At 68.9% G+C, this 17,163-nt stretch carries 13 protein-coding genes; 2 read left to right on the top strand and 11 right to left on the bottom strand.

What is annotated here, in order from left to right:
* Positions 1–71 precede the first annotated feature (71 nt).
* Positions 72–1,934, top strand: a complete 1,863-nt coding sequence (gene typA / locus IEY73_RS00645) for a translational GTPase TypA (RefSeq protein WP_189077037.1) — start codon at positions 72–74, stop codon at positions 1,932–1,934.
* 21 nt (positions 1,935–1,955) lie between these two features.
* Here typA and IEY73_RS00640 read toward each other — a convergent pair whose 3' ends face one another.
* The 4 genes from IEY73_RS00640 to rpsA form a co-directional block, all read right to left on the bottom strand.
* The gene (locus IEY73_RS00640) at positions 1,956–2,951 is read right to left on the bottom strand and encodes a TerC family protein (RefSeq protein WP_373292716.1); all 996 of its coding nucleotides are present in this window, start codon (positions 2,949–2,951) and stop codon (positions 1,956–1,958) included.
* Positions 2,952–3,378: 427 nt separating this feature from the next.
* Positions 3,379–5,499 carry an excinuclease ABC subunit UvrB gene (gene uvrB, locus IEY73_RS00635; protein ID WP_189077035.1) on the bottom strand — a complete coding sequence of 707 codons (2,121 nt, stop codon included), beginning with the start codon at positions 5,497–5,499 and terminating at the stop codon, positions 3,379–3,381.
* A 312-nt stretch (positions 5,500–5,811) separates the two neighbouring features.
* Positions 5,812–6,987 carry a dephospho-CoA kinase gene (gene coaE, locus IEY73_RS00630; protein ID WP_189077034.1) on the bottom strand — a complete coding sequence of 392 codons (1,176 nt, stop codon included), beginning with the start codon at positions 6,985–6,987 and terminating at the stop codon, positions 5,812–5,814.
* Between the two features lie 88 nt (positions 6,988–7,075).
* Positions 7,076–8,575, bottom strand: coding sequence for a 30S ribosomal protein S1 (gene rpsA, locus IEY73_RS00625; RefSeq protein ID WP_189077033.1), 1,500 nt, complete (start codon positions 8,573–8,575; stop codon positions 7,076–7,078).
* A 330-nt stretch (positions 8,576–8,905) separates the two neighbouring features.
* Here rpsA and IEY73_RS00620 point away from each other — a divergent pair, with 330 nt between their 5' ends.
* Positions 8,906–9,706, top strand: coding sequence for a class I SAM-dependent methyltransferase (locus IEY73_RS00620; protein ID WP_189077754.1), 801 nt, complete (start codon positions 8,906–8,908; stop codon positions 9,704–9,706).
* Between the two features lie 13 nt (positions 9,707–9,719).
* Here the strand turns inward: IEY73_RS00620 and IEY73_RS00615 are convergent, their stop codons facing one another.
* From IEY73_RS00615 to IEY73_RS00585, 7 genes are all read right to left on the bottom strand, one after another.
* The gene (locus tag IEY73_RS00615; protein ID WP_373292715.1) at positions 9,720–10,085 is read right to left on the bottom strand and encodes an ArsR/SmtB family transcription factor; all 366 of its coding nucleotides are present in this window, start codon (positions 10,083–10,085) and stop codon (positions 9,720–9,722) included.
* Between the two features lie 76 nt (positions 10,086–10,161).
* On the bottom strand, positions 10,162–12,861 hold the full coding sequence (polA, locus tag IEY73_RS00610; protein WP_189077032.1) for a DNA polymerase I: 2,700 nt from the start codon (positions 12,859–12,861) through the stop codon (positions 10,162–10,164).
* Positions 12,862–12,915: 54 nt separating this feature from the next.
* Positions 12,916–13,683 (bottom strand): amino acid ABC transporter ATP-binding protein, encoded by a 768-nt coding sequence (locus IEY73_RS00605; RefSeq protein ID WP_306661458.1) that lies wholly within the window; start codon positions 13,681–13,683, stop codon positions 12,916–12,918.
* The gene (locus IEY73_RS00600; RefSeq protein WP_189077031.1) at positions 13,680–14,663 is read right to left on the bottom strand and encodes an amino acid ABC transporter permease; all 984 of its coding nucleotides are present in this window, start codon (positions 14,661–14,663) and stop codon (positions 13,680–13,682) included. Before IEY73_RS00600 ends, IEY73_RS00605 begins: the two co-directional genes overlap by 4 nt.
* A 13-nt stretch (positions 14,664–14,676) precedes the next feature.
* Entirely contained in the window at positions 14,677–15,582 is a 906-nt protein-coding gene (locus tag IEY73_RS00595; protein WP_189077030.1) for an ABC transporter substrate-binding protein, read from the bottom strand.
* Positions 15,583–15,611: 29 nt separating this feature from the next.
* Entirely contained in the window at positions 15,612–16,322 is a 711-nt protein-coding gene (locus IEY73_RS00590) for an ABC transporter ATP-binding protein (RefSeq protein WP_189077029.1), read from the bottom strand.
* The gene (locus tag IEY73_RS00585; RefSeq protein WP_189077751.1) at positions 16,312–17,067 is read right to left on the bottom strand and encodes an ABC transporter ATP-binding protein; all 756 of its coding nucleotides are present in this window, start codon (positions 17,065–17,067) and stop codon (positions 16,312–16,314) included. The genes IEY73_RS00590 and IEY73_RS00585 overlap by 11 nt, the downstream gene beginning before the upstream one ends.
* Positions 17,068–17,163: the final 96 nt, after the last annotated feature.

Below are 17,163 nucleotides of genomic sequence, written 5' to 3'. Positions count from 1 at the left end.
CCGGGGCCGGGTGACGCACCTCAACTCACCCCGGAACCACGGCAGCGGCACCGACCGGCGAGAATGAACCCATGCAGACCCGCACCGACCTCCGCAACGTCGCCATCATCGCGCACGTCGACCACGGAAAGACCACCCTGGTCGATGCCATGCTCCGACAGGGCGGACAGTCGCACGCGCGGGGCGAGATGGCCGATCGCGTCATGGACTCCATGGACCTGGAGCGCGAAAAGGGCATCACCATTCTCGCCAAGAACACCGCGATCAGCTACCAGCCGTCCGACGGCTCGCCCGTGACCATCAACATCATTGACACGCCCGGCCACGCCGACTTCGGCGGCGAGGTGGAACGCGGCCTCACCATGGTCGACGGCGTGCTGCTGCTGGTGGACGCGTCCGAGGGCCCCCTGCCGCAGACGAGGTTCGTGCTGCGCAAGGCGCTGCAGGCCCGGCTGCCGATCATCCTCGTGATCAACAAGGTGGACCGCTCGGACGCGCGCATCAAGGACGTCGTCGACGACACGTACGAACTCTTCCTCGACCTGGACGCCGACGAGGACCAGATCGACTTCCCGATCATCTACGCCTGCGCCCGCGACGGCATCGCGTCCCTCACCCAGCCGGCCGACGGCGCCGTGCCCGCCGACAGCGCCAACCTGGACCCGCTGTTCACCACCATCCTGCGGACCATTCCGGCGCCCACCTACACCGAGGGCGCGCCGCTGCAGGCGCACGTGGTCAACCTCGACGCCTCGCCGTTCCTGGGCCGGCTCGCACTGTGCCGGGTGCACGAGGGCACCATCCGCAAGGGGCAGACGGTCGCCTGGTGCCGCACCGACGGAACCCTCGACCGGGTGCGCATCTCGGAGCTGCTGATCACCGAGGGCCTGGAACGCAAGCCCGCCGAGAGCGCCGGTCCGGGCGACATCATGGCGGTGGCCGGCATCCCCGAGATCATGATCGGCGAGACCCTGGCCGACGCGGAAGACCCGAAGCCGCTGCCGCTGATCAGCGTCGACGAGCCGGCCATCTCGATGGTCCTGGGCACCAACACCTCGCCGCTCGTGGGCCGGGTCAAGGGCGCCAAGGTCACCGCCCGCATGGTGAAGGAACGCCTGGACCGGGAGCTGATCGGCAACGTGTCGCTGCGCGTGCTGCCCACCGAGCGCCCCGATGCGTGGGAGGTGCAGGGCCGCGGCGAGCTGGCGCTGGCCATCCTGGTCGAGCAGATGCGCCGGGAGTCCTACGAACTGACCGTGGGTAAGCCTCAGGTGGTCACCAGGACCATCGACGGCAAGGTGCACGAGCCGGTCGAGCGCCTCACCATCGACGCCCCGGACGAGTTCATGGGCGCCATCACCACGCTGCTGGCCACCCGCAAGGGACGCATGGAGCAACTGACCAACCACGGCACCGGCTGGCTGCGCATGGAGTGGCTGGTGCCGGCCCGCGGCCTGATCGGCTTCCGCACCGAGTTCCTCACCGAGACCCGCGGCACGGGGATCCTGCACCACCTGTTCGAGGGATACGAGCCCTGGTTCGGGGAGCTGCGCACCCGCGGCACCGGATCACTTGTCGCCGACCGCACGGGCGCGGTGACCGCGTTCGCGATGACCAACCTCCAGGAGCGCGGTCAGCTCTTCGTCGAGCCGGGCACCGAGGTCTACGAAGGCATGATCGTCGGTGAGAACTCGCGCGCCGACGACATGGACGTGAACATCACCAAGGAGAAGAAGCTCACCAACATGCGCTCGTCCACCGCGGACGAGACGGAGAAGCTGATCCCGCCGCGCAAACTGTCCCTGGAGCAGGCTCTGGAGTTCTGCCGCGAGGACGAGTGCGTGGAGGTCACCCCGGCGGCGGTGCGGATCCGGAAGGTGATGCTGGACCAGCACACGCGGGGACGGGCCGCGGCACGCCGCAAGCACCAGTAAACCCGCAGGGGCGCGGGCTCCTCAGACCCTGCTCAGCTCGCGGCGACGGTCGACGGCCGCCTTCACCAGGCTCGCCACCGTCGCCACGCCGAGGGCGCCGACGATCACCAGAAGCGACATCCAGATGGGGATCTCCGGCGCCCAATGCAGGCCCTCGCCGCCGTTGAGGAACGGCAACTGGTTGGTGTGCAACGCCTCCAGGACCAGCTTCACGCCGATGAAGGCGAGCACCACCGCCAGCCCGTAGTTGAGATAGACCAGCCGCTCCAGCAGCCCACCGAGCAGGAAGTAAAGCTGCCGCAGCCCCATCAGCGCGAACACGTTCGCGGTGAAGACGAGGTACGGCTCCTTGGTGATGCCGAAGATCGCTGGGATCGAGTCCAGCGCGAAGATCAGGTCGGTGGTGCCGATCGCGATCATGACGATCAGCATCGGGGTGAACAGTCGCCGGCCGGTCGAGGTGACAAGCGTCAGGCGCCCGCTGTCGAACGACGAGGAGACCGGCAACGCCCGCTTGGACCACCGGATGAGGATGTTCTCCTTGAACTCGTCCCCGTCCTCGTCGCCGTGCCGCAGCAGGGTGACGGCGGTGTACACGAGGAAGCCGCCGAACAGGTAGAACACCCAGTTGAACTGCGCGATCAGGGCGGCCCCGGCGGCGATGAAGGCCCCGCGCATGACGAGCGCGAGCACGATGCCGATCAGCAGCACCTTCTGCTGGAACTTCCGCGGCACGGCGAACCGGCTCATGATGATCAAGAAGACGAAGAGGTTGTCCACCGACAGGCTGTACTCGGTGAGCCAACCGGTGTAGAACTCGCCCGCCGCGGTGCCGCCCACGAACACCCACAGGCCGGCGCCGAACAACAGGGCGAAGCCGACGTAGAAGACCACCCATCCACTGGCTTCGCGCATGCTCGGCTCGTGCGGCCGACGGCCGATGATCAGCAGATCGATCGCCAACACCACGACCAGGGCGATGAGGGTGGCGGTCCACGCCCAGCCAGTCACGTTCAAGAGGTCCTCCGGCAGACACGGTCAGTCGTCGCACCTCGATGGAGGTGCGACGACGCACGGCTGTCAGAGGTCTCTTCCGCCGCGACACCTGGCCGGCCCCGCAACCGCCGGCCCCGGGCCCCAAAAGGAGCCGTGTTGACGAGACCGGCGCAGAGGAATACTCCCCTCCCACTGCTGGCCATTCTGGCCCATCCCCGTCGACGCGTGAAACGCAGGCGGCGAAAAGGTGTGCCGCCTCTCGGCAAGAGGCGGCATCAATGCGACATTTAGCGCATCATGCCCCTCACCATCCCCAGGCATCCTAGGAGGCTAGCCGACTTGCTCCGGGCGCTCCGCCCCAAACGCTCCGCCCCAAACGCTCCGCCCAGCCGAGGTGAGGCGGCCTCGGGGCCGGCCGGGGTTTCGCGCGTCCGGCCCCGGCTCCCGATCACCGCACGCCGGCCACGTCCATCCCCCGCAGCTCCTTCTTCAGGTCCGCCACCTCGTCGCGGATCCGCGCCGCCAACTCGAACTGAAGCTCGCGGGCCGCGGCCAGCATCTGATCGTTGAGGTCCTGGATGAGCTGAGCGAGTTCGGCCCGTGCCATGCCCTCGCGCGCCGGGGTCGCTGCCGCGCGGCCGCTCTTGGAGCGGGTCTCCGGGACCGGTCCCTTGCCGCGTGACATCTGCCTGCCGCCGCCACCGACGAGCTGGCCACCGACCGCCGTGTCGGTGTCCTCCGCCTCGCGGTAGATGTCGTCCAGGATGTCGTGGATCTTCTTGCGCAGCGCCTGCGGTTTGATGCCGTTCGCCTCGTTGTGCGCGATCTGCTTCGCACGACGGCGGTCCGTCTCGTCGATGGCATCCCGCATCGACGGCGTGATCTTGTCCGCATACATGTGGACCTCGCCGGAGACGTTCCGTGCGGCGCGACCGATCGTCTGAATCAGCGAGCGCCCGCTGCGCAGGAAGCCCTCCTTGTCCGCATCGAGGATCGCCACCAGCGACACCTCGGGCAGGTCCAGACCCTCACGGAGAAGGTTGATGCCGACCAGCACGTCGTAGTCGCCCTTGCGCAGCTCCTTGAGCAGCTCCACCCGGCGCAGCGTGTCCACCTCGGAGTGCAGGTAGCGCACTCGGATGCCGTTCTCCAACAGGTAATCGGTGAGGTCTTCGGCCATCTTCTTGGTCAGCGTGGTCACCAGGACTCGCTCGTCGCGCTCGGTGCGCTGCTGGATCTCGTGCATCAGGTCGTCGATCTGACCCTTGGTCGGCTTCACCACCACCTCGGGATCGACCAGGCCGGTGGGGCGGATGATCTGCTCCACGAACTCGCCGGCGGCCTGCTGCTTCTCCCAGGGCCCCGGCGTCGCCGACAGAAACACCATCTGGCCGACCCGCTCAAGGAATTCGTCGAAGCGCAACGGCCGGTTGTCCGCGGCGCTGGGCAGCCGGAAACCGTGCTCGATGAGGATGCGCTTGCGCGAGGCGTCACCCTCATACATCCCGCCGATCTGCGGAATCGACACGTGCGACTCGTCGATCACCGTCACGAAGTCGTCCGGGAAGTAGTCCAGCAAGGTGTAGGCCGGGTCACCGGGACTGCGGCCGTCGATGTGCATCGAGTAGTTCTCGATGCCGTTGCAGAAGCCGACCTGACGCATCATCTCGATGTCGTACGTGGTGCGCATGCGCAGCCGCTGCGCCTCCAGAAGCTTGTTCTGCCGTTCCAGTTCGGCCAGCCGCTCGGCCAGTTCTGCCTCGATGTCCCAGATGGCGCGCTCCATGCGCTCCGGGCCGGCCGCGTAGTGCGTCGCCGGGAAGATCGCCAGCTCGGTGACCTCGCGCACGACCTCGCCGGTCAACGGGTGCAGGTAGTAGAGCCTCTCCACCTCGTCGCCGAACAGCTCGATGCGCACGGCCAGTTCCTCATAAGCCGGGATGATCTCCAGGGTGTCGCCCCGGACCCGGAAGGTGCCGCGTTGGAAGGCCACGTCGTTGCGGGCGTACTGAATGTCGACAAGCCGACGCAACAGCTTGTCGCGGTCGACCTCCTCACCGACCTTCACCCGGACCGCGCGCTCCAGGTATTCCTGCGGGGTGCCCAAGCCGTAGATGGCGCTGACGGTGGCCACCACGACCGTGTCCCGCCGGGTGAGCAGCGACATGGTCGCCGAGTGCCGCAGACGCTCGACCTCTTCGTTGACCGACGAATCCTTTTCGATATAGGTGTCCGTCTGCGCGATGTAGGCCTCAGGCTGGTAGTAGTCGTAGTAGCTGACGAAGTATTCCACCGCGTTGTGCGGCAGCAGCTCGCGGAACTCCTTGGCGAGCTGCGCGCAGAGCGTCTTGTTGGGGGCGAGCACCAGCGCCGGGCGCTGCAACCGCTCGATCAGCCAGGCTGTTGTGGCGCTCTTGCCCGTGCCGGTCGCGCCGAGCAGCACGGTGTGCCGGTTGCCGGCACGCACGCGCCGCTCCAGATCCGCGATCGCCGTGGGCTGGTCACCGGCGGGCTGGTAGTCGCTGACGACCTCGAAACGGCCGTCCAGACGTGGGATGTCGAGCGCCATGGCACCCAACCTACGTCGGGGGTACGACAAGTTTCGCCCGGCCGCGGCGCGCGCCCGGCGGCGCTGTGCGGTAGGTGCACATTCGGTCCCGCATCCGGACGTTGTCGGCGCATTCCGGCCGCCCTACCCTGATCAGGTAGGCCGCTCGCGGCGGCCGTCGGCGGTCTGCCGGACCGGTTCACGGTCCGCGCCGCCGGCCCGGTGATTTGCAGCCCCGGCAGTGAGTCGGCGTGCGCATCGCCCGGGGGTCGTGCCCAGCGCCGACCGGCCGCCGCGGGCGCCCTTTCGCGCCACCATGGCAGCGGACACGGGTCACGCCGGCTGCCAGCCGACCGCCTCGGCCCAGTCGTCCGCCGCACGCGCTTCGGCGTCGAACCACGGCTCCTTCGCCTGTGCGTAGGCATCGACCTCCGGGTGTTCCTCCCGCCACGTCTGCTTGCTCGTGGCATAGTCCGCGCGGGCCTGCGGCACCGCCCGCAGGTGGTCACGCATCAGCAACGCGAATCGCCAGCCCGGCGAGCCGATCACCCGCAGGTGCAGGTTCACCGGACGAGCCGGGTCGGCGCTGCCGTGCAGCCTCTTGGGCCACGTCTCGCCGGGCATGCCCCGGGCGTTGTCGAACCACTCCCCCGCGCGCGGCGGGAACCCGGCGCGCGTCAGCCGGTCCGCCAGCGCGTCGGCATCCGCCAGCGTGCGCACGCCCAGCATGAGGTCGATGACGTTCTTGGCAAGCAGCCCCGGTACGGCGGTCGAGCCGATGTGGTGCACCGGGGCACCGGTGGCCTGCCGGATCCGCCCGGCGAGCCGGCACGCCTCCTGCGGCCACCGCGGGTCGTACGGGACCAGCCGCAGCCATGCGCCACGCGGAGGTACCCGCGCGTGGCGCAGATTCCGCTCGAACGGCCGCAGCCGCTCGTCCCACAGCCGGTCCACCGCCTCCTCCAGATCGGCCCGGCTGCCCGCGTTGTCCATCAGCACGTCCGCGGCGGCGCGGCGCTCCGCGTCCCCGGCCTGCGCGGCGATCCGGGCGGTGGCCTGCTCCGCGGTGATGTCCCGGGTGTGCACCAGGCGGCGCACCCGCGTCTGCTGGTCGGCGTGCACCACGACGACCAGGTGATGGTGCGGGGCGAGGCCCGTCTCGACCAGCAGTGGCACGTCGTGGACGACGATCGCGTCCGGGCCGGCCCGCCCGGTTAGTTCGTCGCGGCGGGCCTGCACCCGCGGGTGGATGATGGATTCCAGGTCGCGGCGTGCCGTCTCTTCGGAGAACACGAGCGAGCCCAGGGCGGGCCGGTCCAGCGCGCCGTCCGCCCGCAGCACGTCCCGACCGAAGCGGGCAACCACCTCGGCGAGCCCCGCGGTGCCGGGAGCCACCGCCTCCCGCGCCAGCACGTCGGCGTCGATGACGATCGCGCCCCGAAGCGCCAGCCGGGCCGACACCGTGCTCTTGCCCGCACCGATGCCGCCGGTCAGCCCCACACTCAGCACGAGGATCAGTATCCCCGACGACGGGGGCAAAAGAGCCCGCCCCGGACGGCGAACCGTCCGGGGCGGGCTCGTGCTTGATGCGTAGCGATCAGCCCTTGCCGCCGGCGAGCTTCTCGCGCAGCGCGGCGAGGGCCTCGTCGGTGGCCAGGGTGCCGGCCGGCTCCTCGGCACGCGCCGGGGCCGGCGCGCTGGAGGAGGAGGCGGACGACGACGACGCGCTGGCCGCCGGTGCCGGGCTGAGTGCCGCGTCGGCCTCCGCCTCGCGCGACGCCTGCACCTGCTTGGTGTGCGCCTCCCAACGCTCGCGGGCCTCGGCGTACTGCCGCTCCCACGTCTCGCGCTGCTTCTCGTACCCTTCGAGCCACTCGCCCGTCTCCGGGTCGAAGCCCTCCGGGTAGATGTAGTTGCCCTCGGCGTCGTACGTCGCGGTCATGCCGTAGAGGGTCGGGTCGAAGTGCTCCTCGCCCTCGACGAAGCCCTCGTTGGCCTGCTTGAGCGACAGCGAGATCCGGCGCCGCTCCAGGTCGATGTCGATGACCTTGACCAGCACGTCGGAGCCGACCTGGACGACCTGCTCGGGCAGCTCGACGTGACGCTCGGCCAGTTCGGAGATGTGCACCAGGCCCTCGATGCCGTCGTCGACGCGGACGAACGCGCCGAACGGCACCAGCTTGGTGACCTTGCCCGGGACGATCTGGTTGATCGCGTGGGTGCGGGCGAACTGACGCCACGGGTCTTCCTGGGTCGCCTTCAGCGACAGCGAGACGCGCTCGCGGTCCAGGTCGACATCGAGCACCTCGACCTCGACCTCCTGGCCGACCTCGACGACCTCGGACGGGTGGTCGATGTGCTTCCAGGAGAGCTCGGAGACGTGCACCAGGCCGTCCACGCCGCCCAAGTCGACGAAGGCGCCGAAGTTGACGATCGAGGACACGACGCCCTTGCGGACCTGGCCCTTCTGCAGCTTGTTGAGGAACTCGGTGCGGACCTCGGACTGCGTCTGCTCCAGCCAGGCGCGGCGGGACAGGACCACGTTGTTGCGGTTCTTGTCCAGCTCGATGATCTTCGCCTCGAGCTCGCGGCCGACGTAAGGCTGCAGGTCGCGCACGCGGCGCATCTCGACCAGGGACGCGGGAAGGAAGCCGCGCAGGCCGATGTCGAGGATGAGACCGCCCTTGACGACCTCGATGACGGAGCCGCGCACGACGCCGTCGTCCTCCTTGATCTTCTCGATCGTGCCCCACGCCCGCTCGTACTGCGCGCGTTTCTTCGAGAGGATCAGGCGACCTTCCTTGTCCTCCTTGGTGAGGACGAGGGCTTCGATGTGGTCACCGACCGACACCACTTCCGCGGGGTCCACGTCATGCTTGATCGACAACTCACGCGAGGGGATCACGCCCTCGGTCTTGTAGCCGATGTCGAGCAGGACCTCGTCCCGATCGACCTTGACGACGGTGCCTTCGACGATGTCGCCGTCGTTGAAGTACTTGATGGTCTCGTCGATGGCCGCGAGGAATGCTTCCTCCGAGCCGAAATCGTCGACGGTGACCTTGCTTGCGCTCGAGGTGGCCTCGATGCTGCTCGTCATGTGGACTGTTGCTCCGAACGGATGGATTCGTGGTGTCTCTCGCGCCCGGCGGACCTGCCGGCGGGCGCAACACGAACACCCGGCGTGATCATGACGGGTAAGTCTGACCGTTCGAGCCTGATCATGCTGCGACCGACGACCGCGGAGCCTTCTCCCTGCCGAGGCACACGATTCCGCGAGCGCATCGACTAGCTTACCGTGCGCATTACCACAGGTTGCAAGCCCTCCGGACGACCCAGGCACATTGTTCTCGCACGGTCCGCCACCAGGGGAGATATGTCCGTTTCTAGGGCGTGATCCGGACTCCCGTACCGTTGCTTCGTGATCGAAATGGAATCGAGCGGCTCGGTCGGCCGCCGTCCGGTGACCGATGCCGAAAGCCGTCATGCGGGTCGCCGCTGGTGGGACGGCGACGCGGACGCCTATCAGGCGGAACACGGCACGTTCCTGGGCGATGCGGACTTCGTCTGGTGTCCGGAAGGACTGCGCGAGGCCGACGCCGGCCTGCTCGGCGACCTGTCGGGCAAGCGGATCCTGGAGCTGGGCTGCGGCGCTGCCTCCTGCGCACGCTGGCTGCGCGGACGCGGCGCGCACCCGGTCGCCCTCGACCTGTCGGCGGGCATGCTGCGGCACGCCGCGGCGGCCAGCGCCCGCTGCGGCGTGCCGGTGCCGCTGGTGCAGGCCGACGCGATGGCGCTGCCCTTCCCCGACGGCGCGTTCGACATCGTGTGCACCGCGTTCGGGGCGATCCCGTTCGTGGCCGACTCCGCGGCTGTCATGCGGGAGGTGGCGCGGGTACTCATCCCCGGCGGCCTCTGGGTGTTCTCCGTCACCCACCCCATCCGGTGGATTTTCCTCGACGACCCGGGGGAAGCCGGTCTCACCGCGGTGCATCCCTACTTCGACCGCAGGCCGTACGTCGAGCAGGATGTGTCCGGCGTCCCCACGTACGTGGAACAGCACCGCACCCTGGGCGACCGGATCCGCGAGCTGGTCGCTGCCGGTTTCGTGCTGCGCGATCTGGTGGAACCGGAATGGCCGGAGGGACACGAGCAGATCTGGGGCCAGTGGAGCCCGCTGCGCGGCCGGCTCTTCCCCGGCACCGCGATCTTCGTCGCCGACCGGCCGTGACGCACGCCCCGGCTCAGCTCGCGGGCACCGGGCGGCCCGCCTCCAGCAACGCGCCGAGCACCGCCAGCGAACGCGGCACCAGGCGGTAATAGACCCAGGTGCCGCGCCGGTCGCCGGCCACCAGCCCCGCCTCCCGCAGCACCCGCAGGTGGTGCGAGATGGTCGGTCCGGACAGCGGGAAGCAGTCGGTCATGTCGCAGACGCAGACCTCACCACCGCCGGCCGATGCGATCATCGACAGCAGGCGCAACCGCACGGGGTCGCCCAGAGCCTTGAACATCGGGGCGAACAGGCTCGCCTGCTCCGGGTCCAGCGCCGCCCGCGTCAGCGGCACACGCAGCGTCTCAGTCCCGGTGATCTCCGGCAGTCTCCTCGGCACCGGCCCAGCGTGACAGGGCCCCGCAACCACCCCGGCCCCGCAGGCGCCGGGGCCTGTCGAGCCCCAGGCCGGCGGTTCAGTGGTCGGCGCTGTTCCAGTCCTGTCCGGAGCCCACCGACACCTCCAGCGGCACCGACAGCGGGAAGGCCCCGCCCATCTCCCGGCGGACCAGTTCCTCCAACGGCTCCCGCTCCCCCTGCGCCACGTCGAAGACCAGCTCGTCGTGCACCTGCAGCAGCATGCGCGAACGCAAGCCGGAGTCCCGCAATGCCTGGTCGACGCGGAGCATGGCGATCTTGATGATGTCCGCGGCGGAACCCTGGATGGGCGCGTTCAACGCCATCCGCTCAGCCATTTCGCGGCGCTGCCGGTTGTCGCTGGTCAGGTCGGGCAGATAACGACGCCGGCCGAGAATGGTCGCGGTGTAGCCGTCCTGCACCGCGCGCCGCACCACGGCCTGCAGATAGTCGCGGACGCCGCCGAAGCGCTCGAAGTATTCCTCCATCAGCCCGCGCGCCTCCTCGGTCGAGATGCCGAGCTGGTGGGACAGGCCGAAGGCGCTCAGCCCGTACGCGAGGCCGTAGTTCATTGCCTTGATCTTGCGCCGCTGATCGGGGACGACCTCCTCGACCGGCACGTGGAACACCGACGAGGCGGTGGCCGCGTGGAAATCGAAGGCGGAGTTGAAGGCGTCGATCAGTGCCTGGTCGCCGGACAGGTGCGCCATGATGCGCATCTCGATCTGGCTGTAGTCGGCGGTCATGAGCTGGTCGAAGGCCGGTCCGACGACGAAGGCGCGACGGATGCGCCGGCCCTCGGCGGTGCGGATCGGGATGTTCTGCAGGTTCGGGTCGGTGGACGACAGGCGGCCCGTGGCGGCCACCGTCTGGTTGAACGTGGTGTGGATGCGGCCGTCATCGGACACCGACTTGAGCAGACCGTCCACGGTGGACTTCAGTTTGGCCACGTCACGGTGGCGCAACAGGTGCTCCAGCAGTGGGTCGCCGGTCTGCGCGAAGAGTCCCTGAAGGGCGTCCGCATCGGTGGTGTAACCCGACTTGATCCGCTTGGTCTTGGGCAGGTTCCGCTCGGTGAACAGGATTTCCTGGAGCTGTTTCGGTGATCCGAGGTTGAACTCCCGCCCGACCACCGCGTGCGCCGCCTGCTGTGCCGCCTTGACCTCGGCCGCGAAGTGCGCCTCCAACTCGGACAGATAGTCGGTGTCGGCGGCGATGCCCACCTGCTCCATCTCGCCGAGCACCACCGACAGCGGCTGCTCGACCTCGGTGAGGAGCCGCTGCGAGGCGTCGTCGTCGCGGGAGAGCTCGGCGGTGATGGTGTCGGCCAGGTCCAGGGTGGCGCGGGCACGCAGCATCACGCCCTGCTCCACGGCCTCCGTCTCCTCCTCGCCGAGACCGTCGAGGGTGAGCTGGCCGTCCTGCGGTGGCGGTTCGACGCGCAACTCCCGCTTGAGATAGCGCAGCGCGAGGTCGGTCAGGTCGTAGGAGCGCTGGTCGGGCTTGGCCAGATAGGCCGCCAGGGCGGTGTCCACCCGCACCCCGGCCAGCGCCCATCCGTGCGCCCGGAACGCCAGCGTCGCCGGTTTCGCGTCGTGGATCACCTTGGGGCGGTCCGGGTCGGCCAGCCAGGCCGCCACCGCGCGTTCGTCGTTCTCGTCCAGGGCGGCCGGGTCGAACCAGGCGGCCGGTCCGTCACCGGTGGCCACCGCGATGCCGGTCAGTTCGCCGGTGCCACGGCCGAACCGCCCGGTGACCGCGACGCCGACCGGGGCCTGGGCGACATGCTCGGCCAGCCAGGCCGCCACCGCCCCGCCGGCCAGCACCGAACCGTCGAGGTCGAACCCCGACTCCGCCTCCGGCTCGACCGCGTCCAGGTAGGAGTAGAGACGCTCGCGCAGCACCCGGAACTCCAGCGCGTCGAAGACCTGGTGCACGGCCTCCCGGTCCCAGCCGTGCCATCGCAGATCGGGCGGGGCGAGCGGCAACTCGAGGTCGCAGACCAGGGCGTTGAGGTCGTAGTTGCGCATCACCTCGGACAGGTGGGCGCGCAGGTTGTCGCCGGCCTTGCCCTTGATCTGGTCGGCGTGTGCGACCACGCCCTCCAGCCCGCCGTATTGCACGATCCACTTGGCGGCGGTCTTGTCCCCCACGCCCGGCACGCCGGTCAGGTTGTCGCTGGTCTCACCGACCAGCGCGGCCTTGTCCCGGTAGCGACCGGGCGGCACGCCGTATTTCTGCTCGATCGCGTCCGGCGTCATGCGCCACACCTCGGAGACGCCACGCACCGGGTAGAGGATCGTGACGCGGTCGCCGGCGAGCTGGAAGGCGTCCCGGTCTCCGGTGGACACCACGACCTCCATGCCCGCCTCGCGCGCCTGGCAGGCCAGCGTGCCGATGACGTCGTCCGCCTCGTAGCCGGCCTTTTCCACCACCGGGATGCGCAACGCTTCGAGTACCTCCTTGACCAGACTCACCTGGCCCAGGAAGGGCTTCGGGGTCTCCGCGCGGCCCGCCTTGTAGTCGGCGTATTTCTCGGTGCGGAAGGACTTGCGCGACACGTCGAAGGCCACCGCGATGTGCGTCGGCTTCTCGTCGCGCAGCATGTTGATCAGCATCGAGGTGAAGCCGAACACGGCGTTGGTGTGCTGGCCGGTCTGCGTCGAGAAGTTGTCCACCGGCAGGGCGTAATAGGCCCGGTAGGCCAGCGAGTGGCCGTCCAGCAGCAGCAAGCGGGGGGTCTGGGCGTCGGCGTTCACGGGGGTGAACTCTAGTCCGGGGGTCCGACAACGACGCCCACCGCCCCGCCCGCTTTACAGCACTTTGCCGAGAAACGCCTTAGTTCGTTCCTGCTGCGGATTCGCGATGACCTCGCGCGGCGGGCCCTGCTCGACCACCACGCCGCCGTCCATGAAGATCAGTTTGTCGCCCACCTCCCGGGCGAACCCGATCTCGTGGGTGACCACCACCATGGTCATGCCGTCGCGCGCCAGGTCCTTCATCACGTCCAGCACCTCACCCACCAACTCCGGGTCGAGCGCGCTGGTCGGCTCGTCGAACAGCATCAACTTCGGCCGCATGGCCAGCGCCCGGGCGATAGCGACCCGCTGCTGCTGTCCGCCGGACAACTGACCCGGATAGCTGTCCACCTTCGCAGCCAGGCCCACGCGGTCCAGCAGCGCCGCGGCCCGCTCACGGACCTCGCCCTTGTTCTCGCGTTTCACCCGGCAGGGCGCCTCCATGACGTTGTCCAAGACCGTCATGTGCGGGAAGAGGTTGAACCGCTGGAACACCATGCCGATGGACCGGCGCTGCTCGGCGACCTCCTTCTCCTTGAGCTCATGCAGCTTGCCGCCGCGCTCGCGGTACCCGATCAGGTCGCCGTCCACGAAGATCCGGCCGGCGTTGAGCTTCTCCAGGTGGTTGATGCAGCGCAGGAACGTGGACTTGCCCGAGCCCGAGGGGCCCAGCACGCAGCACACCTCGCCGGGCTCGACGACCAGGTCGACGCCCTTGAGCACCTCCAGCGACCCGAACGACTTGTGCACGTCCTGCGCGCGGACCATCGCCGTCTCACTCATGGGTTGACCTCCTGCCGGCGTTGCGCGTTCCGGGTGCGGGTCCGGGTACGGGTACGGGCGCCGTAGCCCCGGCCGAAGTGCCGCTCCACGAAGAACTGCACCACCATCAGCACACTGCACAGGACCAGGTACCAGAGACAAGCGGCCACCAGCACCGGCAGCACGATGAAGGTCCGCGAGCTGATCGCCTGCAACTGGAAGAACAGCTCCGTGCTCACCGGCACGAAAGCCACCAGCGACGTGTCCTTGACCATGGCGATGGTCTCGTTGCCGGTCGGCGGCACGATCACCCGCATCGCCTGCGGGAGCACGATCCGCCGCAGCACCTGCCCACGGGACAGGCCGAGCGCCGCCGCGGCCTCGGACTGCCCGGAGTCGACGGACTGGATGCCAGCCCGCACGATCTCCGCCATGTACGCCGCCTCGGACAGCCCCAGCGCGAGCATGCCGGCCACAAAGCCGGACAGCAGGTCGGTGGCCTTGATGCTGAAGAACTGCGCGTTCAGGTCGGTGATCCCGAACAACCGGCCGATCTGCGCGTCGAACGGCAGACCGAAGCCGATGCGTTCCCACAGGATGCCCAGGTTGCCGAACAGGATCGCCAGCACCAGCCGGGGCACGGCGCGGAAGACCCAGGTGTACAGCCAGGCCACCCAGGACAGGAGGGGATTGGGCGACAGCCGCATCACCGCGATCACCACGCCCAGCGCCACCCCGATGATCATCGAGAGGACGGTGAGCAGGATGGTCCCGCGCAGGCCGGCAAGCACCGGCCCGGTGAACATCACGCCGCGCCGGCCCTCGCCGATGCTGACGAAGATGAAGCGCCAATTGAACTGGTCGTTGGTCACCACGAGGTGCACGAACATGGCGGCGAGCACCGCCAGCACGGCGATCGTGATCCAGCGGCCCGGGTGACGAACGGGCACGGCCTTGATGGCCTCCGGCCGTGCCCGTTCGGTAGGTGTCTGCTCGGTCATCGGCGGACGCCGGTCAGCCCTGCGGGTTGACCGTCGGATCGGAGATGCCGCCGGCTTCCACGCCCCACTTGGCCAGGATCGACTTGTAGGTGCCGTCCGCGATCAGGGCGTCCAGCGCGCCCTTGATGGCGTCCCCGAACTCGGTCTGGTCCTTGGGCAGCACGTACCCGTAGGGCGCCGAGTCGTAGATCTCCCCCAGCAGCGCGAGCTGGCCGTTGGTCTGCTTGACCGCGTACGCGCAGACCGGCGAGTCGGCGAGCATCGCGTCGTCCTTGCCGGACACGACGGCGTTGGTGGCGTCGCTCTGCGCCTGGTACTGGTCGATCGTGATGGCCGGCTTGCCGCCGTCCGTGCACGCCTTGGACTTGGCCTTGATGTCGTCCAACTGCACCGTGCCGACCTGCACCGCGACCTTCTTGCCGCAGGCGTTCTCCGGGTCGATGCTGGCGCCCTCCTTCGCCGCCCACTGGGTGCCGGCCGAGAAGTACGAGATCATCGTGGCCTGCTGCAGGCGCTCGGAGTTGACGGTGAACGACGAGACCCCGATGTTGTACTTGCCGGAGCTGACGCCGGGGATGATCGCGTCGAACTTGGCCGACTGCCACTGCGTGGTCAGCCCCAGCTTCTGTGCGACCGCGTCGAACAGGTCGACGTCGAAGCCGACGACGGTGCTGCCGTCGGTGTCCAGGAACTCGCTCGGCGCGTACGTGGAATCGGTGCCGATGGTGATCTTGCCGGCCGACTTGATGTCATCCGGGACCTTCTCGGCGAGCGTGCTGTCGGCCGACGCCGACGGCGCGGGGGCGGCGCCGCCGGTGTCGTCGCCGGTCTCCTCGCCGCAGGCGGACAGCGACACGGTCATCGCCGCCGCGACGGCCAGGCCGAGGATCGCCCGGCGGCCAGGGGTGAAGCGGTACATGCGGATACTCCTCAAGGGGTGGCGGATCTCTAAGCGACGCCGAGATAGGCGTCCTTGACCGAGGGGTCACTCAGCAGCTCACTGCCGGTGCCGGACTTCACGATCCGGCCGGTCTCCAGCACGTACGCACGGTGCGCGCGGGACAGCGCCTGCTGAGCGTTCTGCTCGACGAGCAGGATCGTCGTGCCCTGCTGGTTGATCTCCACGATGATGTCGAAGATCTGCTGGATGAGCATGGGCGCCAGGCCCATGGAGGGTTCGTCCAGCAGCAGCAGCTTCGGGCGGCTCATCAACGCGCGACCCACCGCCAGCATCTGCTGTTCGCCGCCGGACATGGTGCCGCCCATCTGCCGTTCCCGCTCCTTGAGCCGCGGGAACAGGCTGAAGGCCCGGTCGAGATCCTTGTTGATCTCGACCCGGTTGCGCCGGGTGTACGCGCCCATCTCCAGGTTGTCGCGCACCGTCATGCCGGGGAAGATGCCCCGGCCCTCCGGCGACTGCGACACGCCGCGCACCACCCGCAGGTCGGCGCGCAGCTTGGTGATGTCCTGGCCGTCAAAAATGATCTTGCCGTGGGACACCGGGCGCAGACCGGAGACGGCCCGCATGGTGGTCGACTTGCCCGCGCCGTTCGCGCCGATCAGCGCGACGATCTCGCCCTGGTCGACGGTGAGGCTGATCTCGTGCAGGGCCTGGATCCGGCCGTACGACAGCGAAATCTCCTGCAGCTCAAGCAGCATCGGAGGGCACCCCCAGGTACGCCGCGATCACCTTCGGGTCGTCCCGCACCTGGGCGGGCGTCCCCTCGGCGATCTTCTTGCCGAATTCCAGCACCACGATCCGGTCGGTCACGTTCATCACGAGGCGCATGTCGTGCTCGATCAGCAGGATGGTCACCCCGGTGTCCCGGATCCGGCGGATCAACTGCAGCAGATCCTCCTTCTCCGCCGGGTTGAATCCGGCCGCCGGCTCGTCCAGGCACAGCAGCGTCGGGTTGGTGGCCAGGGCCCGCGCGATCTCCAGACGCCGCTGCTCACCGTACGACAGGTTGCGTGCCACATCGCCGGCCCGCTTGCCGATCCCCACGAACTCCAGGAGTTCCAGCGACCGGCGCCGGCCCTCGTGCTCCTCGTGCCAGAACCGGGGCAGCCGGAACAGCGCGGCGATCACGCTGGTCTTGTGGTGCGCGTCGGCGCCCACCATGACGTTCTCCAGCGCGGTCATCTCCGGGAACAGTCGCACGTTCTGGAACGTCCGGGCGATGCCGCCGCGGGTGATCTGGTGCTTCTTGCGGCCCACGATGGACCGGCCCTGGAACCGGATCGCTCCGCTGGTCGGCCGGTACACGCCGGTCATCGCGTTGAAGCACGTCGTCTTGCCCGCGCCGTTCGGACCGATCAGGCCGAAGATCTCGCCCTTGCGCAGGACGAAACTGACATCGTTGAGGGCCACCACACCGCCGAAGCGCAGCGTCACGTTCTGCATCTCCAGCAGCGCGTCGCCCGCCGGACCGGTGGGCGCCGGCGCGGACTCCGCCGGACCGGTGGGCGCCGGCGCGTCCACCGGACGCGCGTTGGCGTC

The organism is Mangrovihabitans endophyticus (assembly GCF_014646155.1).
GTDB lineage: Bacteria > Actinomycetota > Actinomycetes > Mycobacteriales > Micromonosporaceae > Actinoplanes > Actinoplanes endophyticus.
This window is presented reverse-complemented; position numbering and strand designations above follow the sequence as displayed.

Coding starts and splice junctions, on each gene's coding strand:
- typA (WP_189077037.1), top strand. CDS start 72: ATGCAGACCCGCACCGACCTCCGCAACGTCGCCATCATCGCGCACGTC.
- IEY73_RS00600 (WP_189077031.1), bottom strand. CDS start 14,663: ATGACCGAGCAGACACCTACCGAACGGGCACGGCCGGAGGCCATCAAG.
- IEY73_RS00585 (WP_189077751.1), bottom strand. CDS start 17,067: ATGCAGAACGTGACGCTGCGCTTCGGCGGTGTGGTGGCCCTCAACGAT.
- rpsA (WP_189077033.1), bottom strand. CDS start 8,575: ATGACGAGCAGCATCGAGGCCACCTCGAGCGCAAGCAAGGTCACCGTC.
- IEY73_RS00605 (WP_306661458.1), bottom strand. CDS start 13,683: ATGAGTGAGACGGCGATGGTCCGCGCGCAGGACGTGCACAAGTCGTTC.
- IEY73_RS00620 (WP_189077754.1), top strand. CDS start 8,906: ATGGAATCGAGCGGCTCGGTCGGCCGCCGTCCGGTGACCGATGCCGAA.
- IEY73_RS00595 (WP_189077030.1), bottom strand. CDS start 15,582: ATGTACCGCTTCACCCCTGGCCGCCGGGCGATCCTCGGCCTGGCCGTC.
- uvrB (WP_189077035.1), bottom strand. CDS start 5,499: ATGGCGCTCGACATCCCACGTCTGGACGGCCGTTTCGAGGTCGTCAGC.
- IEY73_RS00590 (WP_189077029.1), bottom strand. CDS start 16,322: ATGCTGCTTGAGCTGCAGGAGATTTCGCTGTCGTACGGCCGGATCCAG.